The sequence below is a fragment of the Lacticaseibacillus sp. YLM2-1 genome, assembly GCF_056583465.1.
The window spans coordinates 2,372,478-2,392,210 of record NZ_CM152617.1 but is presented as its reverse complement, the minus strand read 5'-3'; the positions used below and the strand labels follow the sequence as shown (position 1 = coordinate 2,392,210).

19 protein-coding genes are annotated in these 19,733 nt (G+C 45.2%); 12 read left to right on the top strand and 7 right to left on the bottom strand.

The genetic code is table 11. From position 1 onward, the window contains the following. Positions 1–230: 230 nt before the first annotated feature. On the bottom strand, positions 231–1,037 hold the full coding sequence (locus AC07KQ_RS11510) for a LytR/AlgR family response regulator transcription factor (protein WP_013246042.1): 807 nt from the start codon (positions 1,035–1,037) through the stop codon (positions 231–233). Positions 1,038–1,041: 4 nt separating this feature from the next. Then, complete coding sequence (locus AC07KQ_RS11505; RefSeq protein WP_013246041.1) at positions 1,042–2,340, bottom strand: GHKL domain-containing protein; 1,299 nt, start codon at positions 2,338–2,340, stop codon at positions 1,042–1,044. Between the two features lie 169 nt (positions 2,341–2,509). Between AC07KQ_RS11505 and AC07KQ_RS11500 the strand changes: the two genes are divergently transcribed. The 9 genes from AC07KQ_RS11500 (at position 2,510) to AC07KQ_RS11460 (ending at position 10,284) form a co-directional block, all read left to right on the top strand. Continuing rightward, the gene (locus AC07KQ_RS11500; protein WP_013246040.1) at positions 2,510–2,665 is read left to right on the top strand and encodes a bacteriocin-like peptide, LSEI_2386 family; all 156 of its coding nucleotides are present in this window, start codon (positions 2,510–2,512) and stop codon (positions 2,663–2,665) included. A 287-nt stretch (positions 2,666–2,952) separates the two neighbouring features. Then, positions 2,953–5,145 (top strand): peptide cleavage/export ABC transporter, encoded by a 2,193-nt coding sequence (locus AC07KQ_RS11495; RefSeq protein WP_013246039.1) that lies wholly within the window; start codon positions 2,953–2,955, stop codon positions 5,143–5,145. Positions 5,146–5,155: 10 nt separating this feature from the next. Further along, positions 5,156–6,535 (top strand): bacteriocin secretion accessory protein, encoded by a 1,380-nt coding sequence (locus tag AC07KQ_RS11490; RefSeq protein ID WP_013246038.1) that lies wholly within the window; start codon positions 5,156–5,158, stop codon positions 6,533–6,535. Between the two features lie 173 nt (positions 6,536–6,708). Then, a complete protein-coding gene (locus tag AC07KQ_RS11485; RefSeq protein ID WP_013246037.1) occupies positions 6,709–7,059 on the top strand; it encodes a hypothetical protein in 351 nt (116 codons plus the stop codon). Positions 7,060–7,131: 72 nt separating this feature from the next. Further along, positions 7,132–7,443 carry a hypothetical protein gene (locus AC07KQ_RS11480; protein WP_013246036.1) on the top strand — a complete coding sequence of 104 codons (312 nt, stop codon included), beginning with the start codon at positions 7,132–7,134 and terminating at the stop codon, positions 7,441–7,443. Positions 7,444–7,748: 305 nt separating this feature from the next. Then, complete coding sequence (locus AC07KQ_RS11475; protein WP_013246035.1) at positions 7,749–9,104, top strand: threonine/serine exporter family protein; 1,356 nt, start codon at positions 7,749–7,751, stop codon at positions 9,102–9,104. Between the two features lie 104 nt (positions 9,105–9,208). After that, positions 9,209–9,505, top strand: a complete 297-nt coding sequence (locus AC07KQ_RS11470) for a bacteriocin immunity family protein (RefSeq protein WP_013246034.1) — start codon at positions 9,209–9,211, stop codon at positions 9,503–9,505. A 192-nt stretch (positions 9,506–9,697) separates the two neighbouring features. After that, positions 9,698–9,982, top strand: a complete 285-nt coding sequence (locus AC07KQ_RS11465) for a bacteriocin immunity protein (protein WP_003580845.1) — start codon at positions 9,698–9,700, stop codon at positions 9,980–9,982. 23 nt (positions 9,983–10,005) lie between these two features. Further along, entirely contained in the window at positions 10,006–10,284 is a 279-nt protein-coding gene (locus tag AC07KQ_RS11460; protein ID WP_003567328.1) for a bacteriocin immunity protein, read from the top strand. Positions 10,285–10,328: 44 nt separating this feature from the next. Here the strand turns inward: AC07KQ_RS11460 and AC07KQ_RS11455 are convergent, their stop codons facing one another. The 5 genes from AC07KQ_RS11455 to AC07KQ_RS11435 all read right to left on the bottom strand — a co-directional run bounded on the left by AC07KQ_RS11455 (position 10,329) and on the right by AC07KQ_RS11435 (position 14,393). Continuing rightward, the gene (locus tag AC07KQ_RS11455) at positions 10,329–11,117 is read right to left on the bottom strand and encodes a hypothetical protein (RefSeq protein ID WP_003567326.1); all 789 of its coding nucleotides are present in this window, start codon (positions 11,115–11,117) and stop codon (positions 10,329–10,331) included. Positions 11,118–11,169: 52 nt separating this feature from the next. Further along, a complete protein-coding gene (locus AC07KQ_RS11450; protein WP_013246033.1) occupies positions 11,170–11,958 on the bottom strand; it encodes a hypothetical protein in 789 nt (262 codons plus the stop codon). Beyond that, positions 11,955–12,284 (bottom strand): PadR family transcriptional regulator, encoded by a 330-nt coding sequence (locus AC07KQ_RS11445; RefSeq protein ID WP_003596042.1) that lies wholly within the window; start codon positions 12,282–12,284, stop codon positions 11,955–11,957. Before AC07KQ_RS11445 ends, AC07KQ_RS11450 begins: the two co-directional genes overlap by 4 nt. Before the next feature lie 135 nt (positions 12,285–12,419). After that, a complete protein-coding gene (locus AC07KQ_RS11440) occupies positions 12,420–13,067 on the bottom strand; it encodes a helix-turn-helix domain-containing protein (protein ID WP_013246032.1) in 648 nt (215 codons plus the stop codon). A 270-nt stretch (positions 13,068–13,337) separates the two neighbouring features. After that, a complete protein-coding gene (locus tag AC07KQ_RS11435) occupies positions 13,338–14,393 on the bottom strand; it encodes an Mbeg1-like protein (RefSeq protein ID WP_003605954.1) in 1,056 nt (351 codons plus the stop codon). Positions 14,394–14,601: 208 nt separating this feature from the next. Here AC07KQ_RS11435 and AC07KQ_RS11430 point away from each other — a divergent pair, with 208 nt between their 5' ends. From AC07KQ_RS11430 to AC07KQ_RS11420, 3 genes are all read left to right on the top strand, one after another. Further along, positions 14,602–15,798 carry a DUF2075 domain-containing protein gene (locus AC07KQ_RS11430; protein ID WP_274991117.1) on the top strand — a complete coding sequence of 399 codons (1,197 nt, stop codon included), beginning with the start codon at positions 14,602–14,604 and terminating at the stop codon, positions 15,796–15,798. 94 nt (positions 15,799–15,892) lie between these two features. Continuing rightward, complete coding sequence (locus AC07KQ_RS11425) at positions 15,893–16,450, top strand: hypothetical protein (protein ID WP_003580832.1); 558 nt, start codon at positions 15,893–15,895, stop codon at positions 16,448–16,450. Positions 16,451–16,727: 277 nt separating this feature from the next. Continuing rightward, positions 16,728–19,733: a SpaA isopeptide-forming pilin-related protein gene (locus AC07KQ_RS11420; RefSeq protein WP_289420785.1), complete on the top strand. Its 3,006-nt coding sequence runs from the start codon at positions 16,728–16,730 to the stop codon at positions 19,731–19,733.

The following is a 19,733-nucleotide window of genomic DNA, read 5'->3' as shown; positions in this document are numbered from 1 at the left end:
AAATGATACGGTTAGGTGGAACTCTGATACTTCCGACAAGTTGTGGGAATATCAGAGTTTTTTTGAGGTTGCTGACAAGGTTATGGCTTTCTTGCAGCTTGTGATAAAAAGGCCGACTAAATCTGATTTTGAGTCAGACTTTGTCAGTCTTTTGTCGTTTCAATAACCCTTTCACCACCCATTAGCTTGATGATGGCATCGATGTGAAAGAATAGATACGGATGTTTCGGTTAAGCATCATTTGACAGATCATTGGCCGGTGATTGTGGTTTATTCGAGGCCATCATGATTTGACGCAGAGCTGACACTCTACGAATACTGACCTCCAGTTTGTCCTGATTGTCCATGTAAACAAAACGGCCATGCGTGTCCAATTTAGAAATATGCGTTGGGTTGAGCAAAATGCTTCGATGACAGCGAAATAATGTTGGATATTGAAGCGATACTTCCTTCAGATTTCCTGGAAAGGTTGCGATTTCACGTTCTGCGTGTAGTTCCAACGTGCCAGAGATACCAGGGGTTGTTTGAATGTAAAGTAGCTCATCTAATATAACTGTAAAGAGATTTGAATCAATGCTGTAATTAAATAGTCGTGGCGATTGCAATTGACGCGCCTTCAATCGCTTGATGGCATAAACAATATTTGATCGCAGTCGCGCTTCAACTTCAAAAAGGACACTTTTATCAATTAAGTCTAAAGGCGCAATTTTGTGGGCCAGAATCGACAAGGCTTCTTCAGTGTGACTGGTGATGAACATGATGTCAGCGTATAAAGACTTTTTTCGAAGGATGGTGGCGATATCAATACCACTTACAGAAGATCCAGGGATGTCAATGTCCAGCAGAAAAAGGCAGTCATTAATCTCTTCTAGATCAACAGCATCTAACAAATCTGTTGCTGACTGAGTGGTGAATTTGATTTCGGCATGCAATGCCTCAATCATAATATAATTGCGAAGTGTACTTTCTAAGAAATTCAAGAAGTCAGCATTGTCTTCCAAAATGAAAATCTTCAGCATCGTTTGGTGGTTGGTCATGAAGTCATCTCCCTATAAATAAAGTGATCTTTAGTTGCTTGTTAATAACGGTCTTTTTAATGATGATATTTTTATTCTGCTGGATTAACTCATTTATGATGGTCAAGCCATTGCCATGCCCGCGGCCTTTGGTTGTGAAACCGGGTTCTGTAAATTTTGCTAGATTAAAATCATCATTGATATCGTTGACGACGCTTGCTTCTAGCCCCCGATCTGAAGCCACTAGCAGGACACTGAAATGAGTCTTGTTAATTCTGATAGTTTCTTCTAAGGCATTATCGATTAAGATGCCGAGTGCTCTGATGATGGCAAAACCGGAATCGCTATCAAGTGGTTGAATGGTACCCTCAGTCCGGACATTCATGATGACATTGTGGTTCGCCGATTCTGCCCATTTCAGGTAAAGCAGGCTTTTTAACGGATCACTTTTAATTGAGCTGAAGGTACTTTTACTTGATTCTGCCCGATTGATAGAAGTTTGCGCCCGCGAAATAATGGCTTGCGTATCCGCTGAGACAGTTGAAGTTGATTGCTGCAAGGAAAGTTGAAGCGATGCCAGCAGATTTTTATAATCATGTAAAAGCTTGTTGGTGCTTTTTTGCTGCTGATCCAGCATGGTGTAGTAGGCGTGCTGAGATGCTTCTGCGCGTTTGATCCAAGTGAGTTCAATATAGTAGCCATATGATTTTAAGATGAAAAACAACGAATATAGATTAATGATAATAGAAAGTATAAACATACCTAGAATAAGAAAATTGAGTGCAGTGTTGAGACTGACGAGATTAAATATACCTGAGAAACAATACAACGAGACGCAAGTTGCACCGGTATAAAGAATGACTGAGTTCTGTAATTTATTTTGTTCTTGAATCAGGTTTCGCAGTTTGTTAAGTTGTGTTCTTTCTTTTACGAAAAGCCACGTCAATATCATGGCTAGCAATGAATCAAGAATAAGCGTTGTAACGATAACAGCGGGGTTTAATTGATCGGAGCTAAAAGAATAAGCAGTTTCAGTTATACAAGTTTGAATTGTCACAATAATGAGATTGACTTCCATGAATATGAAAATCCAGAATATATCGGAGCGGTCATCGGTTTTCGCCATATACCAAGCATATATTACGCAAAAGCTGATTTCTCCGTAAGTGGAAAATATCAGCGAAAGCGATGTTCCGATCAGAGACCACAAAAAAACATGAATTGGTTTGAAGCGGCCAAAGAAGATATGGGAAAGAAAAAGAATACCAAGTGTAAAGATAGGCCATGTCATTGAGAAGTAAGTTATGCTGGGTAGTGTTTGCATGGCAAAGCCCTCCATTGTTTTTTTAGGATGACAGAAATATAGTTGAGCTCAAATACTGGTCACACAACGTTAATCGGTCAAAACACAACGTTTATTTTTTTTGAGATGAGTTGTCCCCGTGACATGTTAATCTGATGATGTTAAAAAATCGATCGGGGGAAACAACAAGATGAATGTTAAGAAAAGTAAAGTAAAGAAGGAAACAACTACTTTGATGCAAGATTATGATCTGTCACTGGTGCGTGGCGGTATTAGACGGCCAACAAGCGAAGCGTTTGAATCTTTGAAGAAATGGCTTGGAAACCTTATTCAGGGTAAAAGTTAGGAATGAATAAGCAAGAGCCAAGATTCAAGAAAGAAACGAGCTATAATGCGTTAAATAATTATTTTTATTAAAATTATAGTATAAATGGTTATTTATGCGTTTTAAAGTTCTTCTGTAAAGTCATACTACCACATTTCTAGCTTTTTGACAGTTGAAGCGCTCAACTTTTTATTAAAAGATTAGACGACTAGAATCGGACAGCTGGCACGCAAATGCTTTCTGGTTCTGAAAGACCTACGTGACGTGAACGAAGAACAACAATCCAGCACCAACTAGGAGACATGCCCATGATCAAATACAACCTAAAGCTCGGCCAAGCACAGTATTACAAGCGTTACTACACGCCTCAGGTGGATGAGCGCGATTGCGGGGTTGCGGCGCTTAATATGCTGCTGCAATTTAATGGCTCGGATTATTCGCTAGCGCATCTGCGACAGTTAGCGAAGACGGATCAGGAAGGAACAACAGCGTTAGGGATTGTCCGCGCTGCTCAGGCGCTTCATTTTGAAACCAAGGCTGTCAAGGCGGATATGACGCTGTTTGATCTTGATGATGTTCCTTATCCGTTTCTTGTCCATGTTTTGAAGCGTGGCGAGTTGCTTCATTATTATGTCGTGTTTAAGGCGACAAAGGATCATATATTGATTGGCGATCCTGATCCATCAGTAGCGATGACCTGGCTTCCCAAAGATCGCTTTGCGAAGGAGTGGTCGGGGGTCGCTATTTTTATTGCACCAGAACCGCAATATCAACCACGCAAAGAGGACAAAGGCAGTCTCTTTGCGTTTGTGCCGATGCTAGCGCGACAAAAAGGGATCATTGCCAATATTATTGTCGCCGCTGTGTTGATCACGTTGATTAGTATTGTCGGGTCTTATTTTCTTCAGTCGATTATTGATACTTATATTCCAAACGGGATGCGCACAACTTTGGGAATGATTGCCACTGGTCTCATCCTTGCTTATGTCCTGCAGTCGGTTTTAACCTATGGGCAAAATTTTTTGATGGCTGTTTTAGGACAGCGTTTGTCGATTGATGTCATTTTGGGTTACGTTAGGCATCTTTATGAATTACCGATGTCCTTCTTTTCCACGCGTCGGACTGGGGAAATTGTGTCGCGGTTTTCCGATGCTAATAAGATTATTGATGCGCTGGCAAACACGATTATGACCTTGTTTCTTGATATTTGGATTGTCTTAATTTTAGGGATCGTGTTAGGCATTCAAAACACCACCTTATTCTTGGTGTCTTTAATTGCTGTGCCTTGTTATTTGGTGATTGTGTTCGCTTTTCAGCGGCCATTTAATCGACTGAATCAAGAGACGATGGAAAGCAATGCCATTTTGAGTTCATCCATTATCGAGGATTTGAACGGGATTGAGACGATTAAATCACTGACCGGTGAGAAAGTCAGTTATGAACGGGTTGACCGTGAATTCGTCACTTATTTGAAAAAGTCGTTCAATTATACAAAAGCTGATCAACTGCAGCAGGCGATCAAGGGACTGCTGAAGTTGGTTTTGAATGTGGTCGTGCTGTGGATTGGTGCGAGTTTGGTGATGGCTAACAAGATGAGTCTAGGACAGATGCTGACGTTCAATGCGTTGTTGGCATATTTCACTAATCCGTTAGAAAGCATCATTAATTTGCAACCAAAATTGCAAATGGCCAAAGTCGCGAATAACCGGCTGAATGAAGTGTATTTGGTTGAATCGGAGTTTAAAGAACAGCGAAGTTTGAATGATCGGCATTTAATTGATGGCGCTATCAATGTGACCGATGTGTCCTTTAAGTATGGTTTTGGGCAAGATGTTTTGAAGCAAATCAATCTTGAAATCCCGGAGAATGCCAAATACACCATTGTCGGCATGAGTGGATCAGGGAAATCGACCTTAGCCAAGTTGCTAGTAGGTTTCTATCCAGTGGACACTGGCAAAGGGAAAATCACATTTAATGGGGTTCCAATCAGTGATGTTGATCTAACAACGTTACGACAATATATCGAGTATGTACCACAAGATCCGTTTATTTTTTCTGGCTCAGTCATTGAAAACTTAACGTTGGGTAGCCGTTCGAATATCACTGAAGCCGATATTGAAGCTGCCTGTTCAGTGGCAGAAATTGCCGGAGATATTTCGAATTTGCCGCAGATATGGCAGACCAAACTTTCTGAAAGCGGCAGTATTTTATCGGGTGGACAAAAGCAGCGACTAGCAATTGCCCGAGCGTTATTATCACCGGCAAAAGTGTTGATTTTTGATGAATCGACCAGCAGTTTAGATACGATCACCGAGCGAAAAATTGTTGATCGGTTGTTAGCGATGACTGATCGAACCATTATTTTTGTGGCTCATCGGCTGACCATTGCTGCTAAAACGGAACAGATTGTGGTCATGGATCATGGTGCGATTGTTGAACAAGGAAATCATGCTGAGTTATTGGCCAAACAAGGCTATTATGCTCGGTTGGTAAGTGAGTGAGGAGGCCGCGATGATTGATCTAAAGAAGTTAGAGACAACCGAGTTTTATAACCATCGCTACCGTAATTTTTCAACAGTCATTATTGTGCCGACCGCGATCCTCTTTGTTCTGTTGTTGCTTTTTCTGATCTTCGCCAAGCGCGAGGTGACCGTTTTAACAGCGGCGGAAATTGCGCCGGTCAAAACGGCGGTCACGGTTCAAGGGACGGCGGCGAATCGAATTGTGACGAATCATATGAAGGAAGGCAAGCATGTCAAACGCGGCGACACGTTGCTGGTGTATCACGATGTTGCTCATCCTGCACAATTGAAAGTGCTTGAACAGCAACTGGCGACGTTGAAAGATCAAAAAGCGCAGCTCGAAGTTCTCAACCAGAGTATTGCTGCCAATAAAAACCTTTTTGCGAGTCCTGATAAATTCGGTTATCAGCAACAAGTTCGCGATTATCTCAGCCAACGTCGGGTTTACGAACTGGAATCGGAAGCCTTGCATGCGACCCAAGGTGTGGCCGATGGTAAGAGCAAAGAAATCGATCAATTGTTGCAAACCAGTATGCAGGCAAGCGAGGCTAAAATGACGGCGATTCGTGAGGCCCAAACGGCCATACGAACCGATCGGCCATTAAGTGACAATCACACGTACAACTATCTTTATTTGCAATATAAAGCCGAGGCTAAAAATGCCGATGCCGCTAATTTGAACAGTTTGAAAGGTCAGTACCAGTCACAGTTGCAAAACTTATTGACAACCGAAAAGGAAACCCTCGCTTCCTTGCGCACCCAACGTATCAACCAGAAGCAGGCGGATCTTTCAGCGCAGCAGACGGGGCAGAATGAGGCAAAACTGGCCTCGTTGCAAAGCCATATGCAGCAAACCATGACTGCAGAACAGGTGAAAGTCCAACAAGGTACCCAAGAAGGCGAGGCGAAACTGGCGGCACTAAAGGACGAAAGTAAGAATTACCAAGTCAAAGCATCTGCCAGCGGCGTTTTGCATCTTGAAGCATCCTTAAGTGGCAACAAGTACATTCCGGCTGGCACCGTTTTGGCGCAGATCTTGCCAGACTTAGCCACGCAAAAAGAAGTTGAGTTGAAGCTGGCAGTTTCGCCAGCGGAAATCATGAGTTTGAAACGTGGTCAAAGCGTTCGGCTGCGAATTGCGGAGAATGTCCCATCACCGATGACGCTGACCGGCCGGATTGATGCCATTGATGTCGCACCAACTGTGAATGCTAAAGTTGGCAATTACTTTAAAGTACAGGCACGAGTGCCACTGAGTAAACAACAGCGGCAGACCTTGCACTACGGTATCGCCGGACAGGCCGCCGTTATCACCGGAACGAAAACTTACTGGCAATATTTTGTCGATAAAATGTTTAATCACCAGTAAAACTAAGGCTACTTTTTAGCTGAAAGATGAAAAATACGACGTTAATCGGCCAAAACACGACGTTAATCGACAGATTGCGTCACACAACACGGGAGATGGTAATCTTACAATAAGCAAGTGCTTGTTAAAGTTGGGATGGGCGTAATCTTTTGTTAAGGGAAAGGTAAAGGGGTATGGAATATCAACTTGAAATGGAAGCTAGGAAATTGATTATGATTCTCCGTCATAAAATTCATCAGTTGCATCCGCTTAATCGGTCGCCGGAGATGGCGTATGTCGTTGATAGAGTCGCCGGTGATATGGACAATGAACTGCCGCATGGACCGGAGTTTGATCGCCAATTGTTTAGATTTGCCCAAAAAATTGATTTCATTTTGTCAACCCAAAGTATCCAGTTGAGTCAATTGGGGCGGGATGCGATTGATGACATTCGACGTTTGGCGAACGGGGAACCACTTGGCAAACCAGAACCGGAAAGGCGTGGCATACAACGCTTTTTTGCCCATTTGTTTGGCTGTAACTAAAAACATTGGAAACACACTGGTTGTCGCTTAGCGTGTCGATCGTTTGATCGGCAGCAGGATCACAAGTTTGGGGTGTTGAAGATAGACGCTTTGGTTGATGCAGGTATGGTGAGTTTGATGGTGATGGGCGGTGTCATTTGTTACGCGGTGCCGGTCTTTTGGAAAAGAACACTTCGCAGACACCTGATTCACGAGATTAAGACCCTGAATCAAGGATTGCAGTTATCAAGCAAAGCCATGAGCCAATTAATTGATCCGGAAAATCCTTATATGGTATTTGCTGATGAAAATGGTGAACTGGATTTTTCATTTTTGTGGCTAGGCAACCTGCGTCAATTGAGGCGTGAACTGCGTCTAATTAAAGAACAGAAAGCTAGGGTTTGACGACGCGTTGGTGATTTAATCAAAACTAGCCTAGAGGCACCCGACCCATTTTTGCGGCTAGTGGCGTAGACGAAGGAGGTTAAGTTTTGAATGATGGCCATATCATTTGTTATCTCGTAGCTGCTGTGTTAGCTGCTTTAAAAAGTGTCATTTGAGTGCCGTATTTCAGCGTAAACTGTCGGGGTAAGAGACGAGGCCTGGTTTGATCGCCAACGCGTGTACGTCAGATGTGCTAAAATAGTGAATGTTTATTTTCATTTTTTCAAGATAACACATTCCTATAAGAAGAAGGATCGGCACAAGTTATGACGGCAAAAAGTAATCAGACAGCGCGAGGAACGCGGCCACTTTCAGAAAAACATCACATGCAGATTCCATGGTATGACGTGATTGTCAGCGAAGAACGGCAGGCAGATCATGCCACGCTTGAGGAACGTGCTTCACTCGTTGGTCGGGTGGGGATTATGTTGCTGGCGTGTGGAACTGGGGCATGGCGCGTGCGTGAAGCTATGAACACGGTTGCGCGTGCTTTGCGAATGTCGTGTTCTGCAGATATTGGCCTCATTTCGTTATCCTACACTTGTTTTAGTAACAACCACGCCTACTCCGAAGTTCTCTCATTATCGCAAAGCGGCGTGAACACAGATAAACTTGATGCACTTGAACGGTTTGTGCGCAATTTTGAAAAGCAATATACCACGGAAACGGTGCGCGAGATTCATCATCGGCTCGATCAGATCCAGAAAATGTCGGGTAATTATGATCCGCTGCGAGCAGGATTGGCTGCGGCGCTGGCGTGTTGCGCTTTCGTTTTTCTGCTTGGCGGTGGTCCAGTTGAGATGGTTTGCTGTTTTGTTGGCGCGGGTATCGGCAATTGGTTGCGTGGTATTATGATTCGCCGCAGCTGGACCTTGTTGGCCTGCATTGGCGTCAGTGTTGCTGTTGCTTGCTTAGCGTACTTCCTTGTTTTTCGTGGATTGGAAATGAGTCTAGGCATCGCTGCGCGGCATGAGGCCGGTTATATTGGTGCCATGCTGTTCGTGATTCCCGGTTTTCCGTTCATCACGAGTATGTTAGATATTTCGAAGCAAGATATGCGGTCAGGGATGGAGCGCCTGCTGTATGCCTTGATGATTACGATTGTCGCATCACTGGTCGGTTGGTTAGTCGCGATGATTGTGCACTTGCGCCCTGAAAACTTTGTTGATCTGGGATTGAATCCGATGCTTTTGCTGCTTTTTCGGTTGATTGCCAGTTTCAGCGGCGTCTTTGGTTTCTCGGTTATGTTTAACAGTCCAAAGCGCATGGCGGTACAAGCTGGTTTGATCGGGGCAGTGGCGAATACGCTGCGACTTGAACTGGTCGACTTGAGCACGATTCCACCGGCGGCTGCCGCTTTTATTGGCGCTTTGGTCGCGGGGTTACTTGCTTCAGCGATCAATCGGGTTGACGGCTACCCGCGGATCTCGCTCACGGTGCCATCCATTGTGATCATGGTGCCTGGCTTGTATATTTATCGAGCGATTTATAACATCGGCTTAAACAATATCGGCGTTGGCGCTGAATGGATGACCCGCGCCGCTTTGATTATCATGTTTTTACCATTGGGACTGTTTACGGCCCGCTTGATCATGGATTCGCGTTGGCGGAAAAGTGATTGAGAGCATCATTTGGCAGGACATAAAAAGTCCCATTTCGCGTGGTCACACCGTGCAAAATGGGACTTTTTATGTCTCGACAAACTTTTATAAGGAGTGATGGAAGAATGAGTATTTTAAAATGGTATGCTGGCGGTCAAGACCGAGCAGAACAAGCGATCAGTATTTTAACTGAATTGGTGGCAGATCTAAATCATAGCCAGCAGAAAAAGCCGTTACAGCAAGTATTAAGCGATTATATAGAGGCGCTTAAGAGAAAAGAATCAGCGGTTCCGTTCATCTTAAGTCGCATGAATCTCGACATTTCCAGCGCTCTGAAAAACAACCAATTTGTGTTAACTGCTTCAGAGTCGGATAAGCTTGATGCATTGATGGCCCTGGCGAATATTCGGTATGGTTACTAACAATAGCTATCCAGTGTTTTGGGGGCGGTAACAGCAGTCAATCATGGTTCAGTTCACATGACAATTTGAAAAATTAAAACCAGCCGTTATGTTTGGCATGTCGGTGGTTGGTGGCTGATCGGTCATCCGTATCAACATTGCGCCGCATTTTTTGAAGTGTTAAACTGCCGTTATCGTTAGGAGCTGATCGTATTGGGTGGAAAGGAAACGCGGTTATTTCAGGCCATTGATGGCGCCTATAATGATGCCGCAGTTCAGTCGGATGATGAGATTAAACGTTTTTTATTTGAATCAGCCCAGCGATTGGCAAGTGGTGATCGGTTCAGTTACGTCGCTGCCCGCCTTGACAGCTTCATCGCGTCTTATTCGCAGGTTCATCACTTTCAGTATCCGTCTGCACTTGAGCCAGTTTATAAATTGGTAGCAGGCGCTAGTATGCGAGCGCGCGGAGGCGGCGGGTTGAGCGTTTGGCTTTGAATATTTGTAAGGAGGACACGTTCATGAAAAAACAAGAAACACAATTGTTTGAAGCAATCGATGTTGCTTATGCAGACCCTGAGATTGCCAAACAGGATGATCTTCGAAAGTTGTTGTTCACATCAGCGCAACATCTGCAAAATGGTGATCCCTATCAGATGGTTGCTGTGAAGTTGAAGAACAGCATTTCACGCTACGTGGCCTTGCATCAGTTGGATGCACCTGACGCACTGAACAAACTTTATATGAAGATTGGGCCAATGGACGATCGAGACTGGGGATTGACTCAGATTTTTAGATGAACTTGACGACCTACAGAAGGGCTTTTGCACAAGCAAGGGCTTTTTTAATTTGCCGCAATCACGGATTTTGGCTCAGGATGATAGAAAAGCAGTAGTGTTGCGCACAGGACACCAGCGATTGCTAGGCCGACCGTTAAACTGGATGCTGGTAAGAGGAGACCGAGCAAGGCGAGCAGCCAGATGCCAGTCCAACTAATTAGGAGTAAAGCAATGGTGCGAAAGTAGCCAGCCAGACATAAGTTGACCAGCCCGATGCCAACACAAAGGCTAATGAGGAGTGGGCGGGAAAACGAAAAGGCATTTGTTTTAGCCGAAAAATAGCCGATTAGCAAAGGGACGATGATAAAAAGAGCAAAGGCGATTAGAAGGCCGAAAATGGTTTTAGAAGAGACTTTGTTGAATGAAATGCCGCGGGCAAAGGGAACGCCAATGAAAGCAAACACGACAGCAACAGGTGCCGCGATACTGCTTAATGAAAGTCGATGCTCTTGGCCAACTAGCATCGTGAAAATGATGGATGCAAATAGAAACATGACAATCGGCCAGTATTGATCAAAGAGATACCAGGCAGGCACACGCGGCAATTCCTTCAAAATATTGTCCGCCGCGGTCTGCGGATCGTCACTAAAGAATGCAGCCACGCGATGGCCGGCTGTTTGTGCATCGGTCAATGTCGTTAGTAGGTCATTGATAGCTTGTTCAATAGCGTACGGATCTTTGCGTAAATCAGTCCGCAAATAGCCGATGACGGTTTCGGTGTAGGTATAGTCAGTGCCGTGAATGGCTTTTAGTTGTTGATCGTTTGCAGTTCGGAGTTGTTTTAACTTTTTCATGAGTAGCCTCCATAAAGCATTTGGCACCGTTGTCGTGATAAGGATCGTCAGGTCAGGATACTTCCAGATGCGACTGTGACTCAGGACGGTAGAAAAGCAGCAGCAAACAGGCGCCTAGGCCAACAATGGCCAAGCCAACGGATAATTCCGAGATTGGCAAGAAAAGCGTCGCCGCCGTGAAAGCCCAGATTGCTGACCACCCAAGGAATAATAAAGCGTTTTTTCGAAAGCAGGCCGCAAGCCCTAAATTCAGAAAGACAAAGCCGCCACAGATGGGAATCAGTGTGGTGCTAGAAAACGATAGGTTGAAAACATGATTTGACACATAGCCAATTAGTAGAGGCAAGCCAACGATGAGGAATAGGCTGATCAAGACACGACGGATTGTTTTACGAGAAAGCCGATTAAACGAGATACCTCGACCAAATGAAATGCCAAAGAGGCCTAACGAAACGATCAACATGGGGAAAAAGTCGGTTAGTAAGAGGCGGGTTTCGTGATCGACCACCATCATCAAGATGCCGTCAATCAGCGGAAACATGGCAAAAGGCCAGAATAGGCTGACAAAATAATCAAGCGGGGCAGGCGGCAATTCTTTTAAAATATTATCTGCTGCTGTTTCAGGATCATCGCCAAAGAAGGTTGAGACTTTGCGTCCTGCTGTTTGAGCATCAATCAAAGTTGTCAACAAATCGCTAATCGCATGCTCAACCGCATATGGATTCTTGCGAAGCGCACCACGCAGGTAGATAACCACCGTTTCGGTATAAGCGTAATCTGTGCCGTGAATTTGTTTGAGCTGTTGATCGTTGGCCATACGCATTTGGTTCAACTTTTTCATGTTGTGCCTCCTTGGTTGAGCTTAGCCATCGCTTGACTCAGTTGGTGCCATTGTTGTTGAAAATCAGCCAGTGTTTGTTGGCCAGCTTCGGTTAAGTGATAGTATTTTCGATCCGGTCCGCTTTCAGATGCTCGCCGAACGCCCACAATTGATTTATTTTTTTGCAGTTTCAGTAGCAACGGGTAAATGGTACCTTCAGGGATATCGCCAAAGCCCAGCGCACCTAGCTTTTCATGTAATCCGTAGCCATAAATATCGCCTTGTTGGATGATCTGTAAAATGGCGCCTTCGAGAATGCCTTTTAACATTTGCGATGAAGGTTGCATGGCTTAACCTCCTTTTGGTACCTTGTTAAGCATAGTATAATCGTGAGGGGGTACCTTGTAAAGCAAGATACGCATTTAAGAAAAAAGTCAGCAACATATGCTGACTAATTGGGCGTATCGGCATGAATTGGTGGGTTACTTAGTTTCTTTTAGCTCACCATAGCCAAAAATCATGAAGATGACACTAAAAGTTTGGGCTAGTGGTTTAACAAGTGTGCCCGTATAAAATCCAGCTGCGGCCGCTAATTTATTGCCACCGGATATGGAGGGTGGAACTAAGCCAATAGTTTTTATATGAATAAGGAAGAAGATCGCGCCAAAGCCGACCACAAAAAGGCCCAGCAATAGTTGATGAGGAATGTTGTTAACCCAGGCACGATAGTTAGGATAATGGGTTGCTAGTACAACAACGTTAATACTGAGCGTAAGTGAGAATAAGCCTGCGAATGGTTTCAAGTTGGGCGAGATGATTATCAGTGCCCAGCCAATTAAAAAGAGAATGATATTCAAATAATAGGTAACTTGAAAATACTTTTGATCCCGTTGTACATGTTTGTCAATCGCGTCGTAATGATCTGTCATTGTCTGATCCTCCCGTAATAGTTGATCCAAAGAAATATCATAAAAATCGCTAATCCTGACGAGTGTGCCGATGTCAGGAAAGCTGCGCGCATTTTCCCAGCTGGAAATTGTTTTTGGGGAAACGTGTAATTGCTCGGCAATTTGTGTTTGTGTGAGTTGTTGCTGTTGGCGAGCCAGTTTGAGTTTGTCGCTGAATTGCATGTCCTTCACCACCTGCTATTATTGTTGAGGCAGGAATAAAATTACACAAGCTTTTTTCAATTGATAGAGGTCTGAGAATCATAGAGTCATTGATATGACGCGATTTTGATGCACATTGCTGATGGATGATTGTTGACACTAGTGCGCAGGATAAGTTGAATGCTTGCTAAGATGTGGGGTAGCTTTTGGCCAGAATACAGATGATTTGGCCAGCTTTCACGACCATGGGTGCAATAAAAAAGCCCGGCATCTGCCGAGCTTGTGACCCTCTTAATGCGTTTGAACCAGCGAGCCAGCCATGGCACCGAGGAGGCAGCGGAATGAGCGGCCAAGTTGTTGCCGATGATGTTTATCGAGGCGCCGGAAAGCCCCAAGATAGTGGCGCCAATGATTTTTTGTTTTAGCTAGATCATCTAAGGTGATGGCATTGCCACTGCGCAAAATGCGGTAAAGTGCGTCCACGGTAACCGCGGTGGCTTTGGCATCAAGGCCAGCTAACCAAAGGGCAAAAGTTTTTTGGAAATAACGCGATGCCCATGTTGTGGTTGGCAAGTGAGCGAAGGTCGTGTCGGCAATGTTCCAAGTAAGAACATCGTGTTGGCCGAACAACTTCACGCGACTTTTGACCACCTCAAAATTCATCGCTGGATCGAGACTGACGCCAATTAAGGAGCTTTGTGGAACGAGCTTGGTGACACGGTCACGATGGCTTGGATCAAGCGGGACACCGCTCGGCCCATCGAAGCTATAGACATGGGCAACTTGACTGGCTAATGGTTGTGGCAAGTGGTCAAACGCATAGGTGGCGAGACTGCCGCCCTTGGAATGGCCAGTCAGGTAATAAGTGCCGGGATGCTGACTGATTTGTTTAATCAAGTAACTTAATGCCCGACGCTGCGCTGGAATCGTTGGCATGAAGCTCATATTGAGATCTTCTTTCCAACCAACCAGTTTATTGGTTGTCCCCCGAAAACTGACACAATAAACCCCGGGGGCTAATGTGAATGTGATGGCCGCGAAGTCTTCTTCGTTGCGATGGCTGCAAGTTTCCAGCCAATTTTCCCAAGTAACCCGGGCAAAACGTTCACTGTGACGCATGGCGTCTAACATGATCTGATGAGTTGGAATCGCCCAAGTAGTCAAGGTAGCCCTGTTTAGGCGGGCACTGTCATTTAAATCGGCAAAACGCGCATATGGCTGGCCGATCAGGTAATTGAAGTTCAAATAACCAAGTTGCGCAAATAAACCCGCATCAAGTTCGGTGAGCGGTGTTTGTTGAAATGACGCCAAGCTATGGCGTTGAGGGTAATCAGCAATTGAAGGCATTTCAATACTCCTAGTTCTTGAATAACTTTTTCGAGAAATTGACTATCTCTAGTGTAACCGGTTTACTGGGTTAAAGTATGTAATATGCTGTTAATTGTTGTGTATATTTAATGTTCTTTTTTAAAATGTTTTAAAAGTACCGACAAAATCAAGTCACAGCAGCGTTTGCACGCCAGAATGCTGTATTGTTGTTAACGGAGGTGTTCGTATGCCAGATTTAGCACAGTCAACATTTATTTTGCCGCAAGATGCGACACTGACCTCAGAACAGTCAGCATTGGAACAGCGAATTTGGACCTTTATCAACGACAATCACAACACAACGTCAACACATCTATTGATCATTTCGGGTGATGCCGGTGCTGGTAAAAGTGTGGTGTTGGATGCTGCTTTTGCGCAGTTGCAAAAAGCTGCCCGTGCGACAAGCGGCGAGTTGGCTGGCACAGACAACAAGTTGTTGGTAAATCACAATGAAATGCTGAAGATTTACAAAGAAATTGCTGGTACAAAGTCTTATTTTCGAAAGAAAGACTTTATGAAACCAACACCATTTATTAACGCGTACCGCAAAGCCGGTAAGCGAGCAGATGTCGTGCTGATCGATGAGGGCCATTTACTACTGACGACGCCTGATCCGTATAATAAATTTCGTGGCCATAATCAGCTTGCTGATATTCTTCAGTTGGCTCGAGTGGTGGTGCTCGTGTTCGATTTCCATCAGCTAGTCAAGCTAAAGAGTTTTTGGACACCTGCTTTATTGAAAAGAGTGACGCGTGATTACGCAGTGACACATTATCATCTGACTGAACAGATGCGGGTAGGCGATGCGGCGGTGAATGACTGGATTGATCATTTTGTTCGTGGAAAAGCGTTGCCTTTGCCACATCCGCAACATTTTGATTTTCAAGTCTTTTCTGATGGTCAGCCGATGTATGACCTCATTCAGCGGCGCAATGCCGAAACCGGCCTTTCGCGCATGATCGCGACAGCTGACTATCCATTCACAGTGCTCGATGGTAAAACCTGGTATGTCCAAGCTGGTTCTTTGCGGTTACCTTGGGACAAGATCAACTTCACCGATCGTCCGTGGGCACAACGTCCTGAGACATTGCATGAAGTTGGTTCCATTTATACGATTCAAGGCTTTGACTTGAATTACGCAGGTGTGATTCTAGGGCCGAGTCTAGGCTATGATCCCTCAAAAGACCGGCTTACGGTTGATCTGGCGCAGTACCAAGACAAGGAAGCATTCAAAAAGCGCCCGGATTTGGCAGACACCACCGACGCTAAAGCCGCGATTATCATGAATGCCATTAATATTCTGCTGAAGAGGGCGAAGCATGGGCTTTATCTTTACGCAGCTGATCCTACTTTGCGCCAACGGTTATTGCAATTGGCCAAATAATCTTGCAATCTCACTTTTGAAATGCAATAGATTGTGAGTCGTTCCAGTTAGCACTATGCTGAAACTGAGTCTAAATCTAAAAGGAGTGGTTTGCATGGCTGAAAAGTATACAGCAGAAATTGTGCCATTGAACGCTGAGAAGATTGGCAGCGCAGCGCACGGTGCCGCGACGTTCACGATTGATGGTGCGCAAATGAAGATTCATATCGATATGTTTGATACACCTGCTAATGTGCAGCATTGGGAACATTTCCACGGATTCCCGGATGGTAAGCCAGCAGAAATCGCCACAGCGGCACAAGATGCTAATGGTGACGGTTTCGTTGATCTGCCAGAAACAGAACCGGTTTCCGGTACAACGATGGTGCCATTTGACGCTGAACCGGCCAAGATGCATGTGCCAAATGACAGTTACCCAGTGGCTGATGCAGAAGGTCACTATGCTTATGACAAACTCGTTGATCTGAAGGAATTGCAGACAGCGTTTAAAGCCGCTTTTGGCAGTGACGATTTGCAGCTCGATAAAAGGGTCATTTATATTCATGGTGTGCCGGATACCTTGAAGCTACCGGCTACTGTTCAAGGAACTGTCATGAACTACGATGCCCACGTTACTTTACCAATTGCAGTTGGGAAAATCATCAAAGCTTAAACTAATTAGTTGAATAAATAACCTATAAGTAGTCTTGAAACTTACTGGCAATACGCCGGCTGTTTCAAGGCTACTTTTGGGTTTGAAGACCTTATTTACCTATAAATAGAGCTTTTTACATTATATGTACAGATTAATACCTATAATGTCAATAAGTATGCACTGTTAAAAATATCTTGTTAAATAACGAACATTATCATTCCTTTGCGCGGGGTCAACTTGTTAAGCTGGTGTTGGAAGAAGAGAGACGCCGGAAACAATGGAAGGAGGCGCACAGATGCCTAAGAAGTTGATCCATATCGTCATGTTGGCGATGTTGATGCTGACCCAGGTCGGCAGCGCCGTTGTCCCTGTAGCCGACAACGGTGAGACAAACATCACCGAACATGACCGTGCGGCGCCAAAATCCGATCCATCCTCACACCAGAACGATGCGAGCGGACAAGCGGCAATTAGCCAAGACACAATTGAGTCTGACAAGAAACAGACAAGTGCAGCAATGAGCAGTTCTGAGAACCAAACCGTCAAAACGGAGATGCCGGAGTTGACCAACCGCCTTGATCGACAAGATGTTGTTTTGGACGATGGCGGGCAATGGACAGCGGCGGTCGGCCAGCATGTCGTGACTTACACATACGACATGCAGCAGGCTGAAATCAAGGTGAAGCTAAAACTCGTCAAGCCGTGGAGTGAGAATAGAACACAAAAAGTTGTTGTGACGCCATTTAAAGATATAGTGTCACAACCCGCTCATACGAATGGTGAAATAAATCATGTGTTTGAAAACAATAACTGGGCTGAATATGAATATGAGATGACGAAGGAGCTCTCGAGTGAGGAACAAAAGCAAAAAAGCTTCAAGCTCAGTCTAGACGGGTTCAATGGCACTGATCACGTGGTATCGCTGAATCTAGATCTGAAGTTGCCGGGTCCGATCGTGAACGATCATGTGAGCGAACCCGGCACAGACAGCTTGGATGCACACAGTCTCATCCTGCCGCGTGCAGCGTTGGGTGAAACCAAAATTCAGGTCACGAAGGCAGATGGTTCTGACTTTCCGATTGGGTCGGCTCAGATTTACCGAAAGCCAAACGGTAGCAGCCGCAGTAAATACGGTAGCCAAACTGCCATGAAAGAAAATGTCTCGACAGATTATGTGCCGAGTTCTTCAGCAACAGCGGTCATTTTTAAAGACGTGATTACCCAAGAAGATGGCTTGTCTAATGTTTTGGATGCCAAGCTTAAAGTCGATATCAATCATGTAGGTTCGGCCAGTGATTTGAATGGTCGACACTTTGAGATCGGGGCCTATGTGGAAATGACCAATATCCATGTGCGCCGCGTTGAATGGGCACCAACGCCAACAGATGTCGGCATCGACTTCTCGAACAATTTCTTTTCTGGGATGTCCTTCGCTAACGTCCTCCACTATGACTGGCGGGTGGTCTTTTATGAAAAAGAAACCGGCAAGCGGCTGAATTTTATTCCGCAAAGTGATCTGAATCAGAATTCGACTTTAACCTTTACATCATTGAACCCAGGCGAGTTCGTTTGGACTGAGCAGTCAGATATCAACGCGACTTACAATGCTGATTATGTCACTGACTGGCAGTTTCAAGAAGGTAACTGGATTACCGCGAACAAGGACGTTTTTGATCAAGAGAATCTTGGCGAACGGGGCACTGGTCAGAAAGGCTATACCTCGAAAACATGGGGGAACTGGGTTGATCCGATTGATCATGACAATCTAAGTGAGTGGGAGGACCGCCTCGGCGCGCCAACATTTGGCCGCGGGGCTGTGGCTTATACGCTGAATGGTACGAGTCACACGTTTAAGCGAGGAACCTTTTCGAGCGGTGGAAGTACATGGGTCGCCAATGGCAGCGGACAGATTGAGTTAATTGACCCGAATGTCACCAACAACAAGAGTGTCAGCGCACAAGCGATTGCTGGCGGTGGCGCCAAGGCGGATAAAAACAAGCCAATTTGGACGTCAAACGATCTCCACAATCAGGTGGTCAATGAGCATTACCAAGGCGAACCTTTTTACTACTACATCAACCAAGAAGTGTACAGCATGGGCGATTATGTGGTAAAGCCGACGACCATCACGGTGACGGATTTATTGCCGGAAAATATTGAATTGATTCCGGATCAGAACAATGGGCCACCGACTTATGAACAAGCCTTTCAACTTTTTAACGCGACTGATCCTGATGCACCCAACAAAGATCGGGCCATGACACTGACGTCTGGCGTTTCATCGTTTGAGGTGACTGAGGAAAAGGGCCGCCAACGTATCACGCTGACGATTGGCCGAGCAGATGTGCAGAAAATCTACTTCCACAGCGGCTATTTCTCACTGCGACTCAAGGTTCGGCCAACCCTCGATCCTGACACCATCGATCAACGCGTGACAATGACCAACAGCGCGGTGGTGAAATTCTTCGATACGAAAGAGCGCTATAGCAAGGAAACTAACGAGGTGGATGTGCATTTAGACCCGCTGAATCGTTTTCCCGCCAGCATCACTAAAAAGAATCAGCATGGCGCTTTACTTGAAGGAACTAAGTTTACGTTGAAACAAGCTGGCCAGCCATTGCAGGAAGCGGTCACCAATGCCCAAGGACAGGCGACCTTCACCGGTTTACGCCCCGGAAAGTACACCGTTGCCGAAGTGATGTCACCAGGACACTTGCTCCAACCAGAGTTTGACTTAATTGTCGCTGAAAATGGTGACGTGACGATTGGACGGCAAGGGGAGATTTGGGACGACAACACGGTGGTTAATCAGTTGAAACCAACTGACCTTGAGTTACTCAAGGTCAATAAAAGTAACAAACCATTAGCCAAGGCTACGTTTGCACTGTATCGCGATGGTCAGACTGAGCCGGTTGCTTCGGACAACACAAATGATGAAGGGCGGTTGCTTTTTGATCATCAGCTAACCCCTGGCAGCTACCGGTTAGTTGAAACCAAAGCACCTGAGGGTTTCGATAAATTGGCGGGGGTATTCACATTTAAGATCAATCAAACCGGCACCATGGTTGATTTAAAATACAGCGGCAGTGATCTCACGACTGATGATTATGAGTTTAAATTCCAGCCGGACGCCAGCGACAAGGTTAATCGCATTAGCTTTACAGTCGTCAATCACAGCCTTGAGAGTTTGTTACCGAAAACAGGCGGCAAGGGCATTGTGCTATTTCTGCTAATGGCATTAGTGGCCGGCGCTAGCGGATTACTGCTAGCCATTGTGCTCAAGCGAAAGGAGGCGCGTTAA

Bases quoted from the DNA above. Each gene is read 5' to 3' on its own strand.
- AC07KQ_RS11510 (WP_013246042.1), bottom strand. From the start codon at position 1,037: ATGACCAACCACCAAACGATGCTGAAGATTTTCATTTTGGAAGACAAT.
- AC07KQ_RS11505 (WP_013246041.1), bottom strand. From the start codon at position 2,340: ATGCAAACACTACCCAGCATAACTTACTTCTCAATGACATGGCCTATC.
- AC07KQ_RS11500 (WP_013246040.1), top strand. From the start codon at position 2,510: ATGAATGTTAAGAAAAGTAAAGTAAAGAAGGAAACAACTACTTTGATG.
- AC07KQ_RS11495 (WP_013246039.1), top strand. From the start codon at position 2,953: ATGATCAAATACAACCTAAAGCTCGGCCAAGCACAGTATTACAAGCGT.
- AC07KQ_RS11490 (WP_013246038.1), top strand. From the start codon at position 5,156: ATGATTGATCTAAAGAAGTTAGAGACAACCGAGTTTTATAACCATCGC.
- AC07KQ_RS11485 (WP_013246037.1), top strand. From the start codon at position 6,709: ATGGAATATCAACTTGAAATGGAAGCTAGGAAATTGATTATGATTCTC.
- AC07KQ_RS11475 (WP_013246035.1), top strand. From the start codon at position 7,749: ATGACGGCAAAAAGTAATCAGACAGCGCGAGGAACGCGGCCACTTTCA.
- AC07KQ_RS11470 (WP_013246034.1), top strand. From the start codon at position 9,209: ATGAGTATTTTAAAATGGTATGCTGGCGGTCAAGACCGAGCAGAACAA.
- AC07KQ_RS11460 (WP_003567328.1), top strand. From the start codon at position 10,006: ATGAAAAAACAAGAAACACAATTGTTTGAAGCAATCGATGTTGCTTAT.
- AC07KQ_RS11455 (WP_003567326.1), bottom strand. From the start codon at position 11,117: ATGAAAAAGTTAAAACAACTCCGAACTGCAAACGATCAACAACTAAAA.
- AC07KQ_RS11450 (WP_013246033.1), bottom strand. From the start codon at position 11,958: ATGAAAAAGTTGAACCAAATGCGTATGGCCAACGATCAACAGCTCAAA.
- AC07KQ_RS11445 (WP_003596042.1), bottom strand. From the start codon at position 12,284: ATGCAACCTTCATCGCAAATGTTAAAAGGCATTCTCGAAGGCGCCATT.
- AC07KQ_RS11440 (WP_013246032.1), bottom strand. From the start codon at position 13,067: ATGCAATTCAGCGACAAACTCAAACTGGCTCGCCAACAGCAACAACTC.
- AC07KQ_RS11435 (WP_003605954.1), bottom strand. From the start codon at position 14,393: ATGCCTTCAATTGCTGATTACCCTCAACGCCATAGCTTGGCGTCATTT.
- AC07KQ_RS11430 (WP_274991117.1), top strand. From the start codon at position 14,602: ATGCCAGATTTAGCACAGTCAACATTTATTTTGCCGCAAGATGCGACA.
- AC07KQ_RS11425 (WP_003580832.1), top strand. From the start codon at position 15,893: ATGGCTGAAAAGTATACAGCAGAAATTGTGCCATTGAACGCTGAGAAG.
- AC07KQ_RS11420 (WP_289420785.1), top strand. From the start codon at position 16,728: ATGCCTAAGAAGTTGATCCATATCGTCATGTTGGCGATGTTGATGCTG.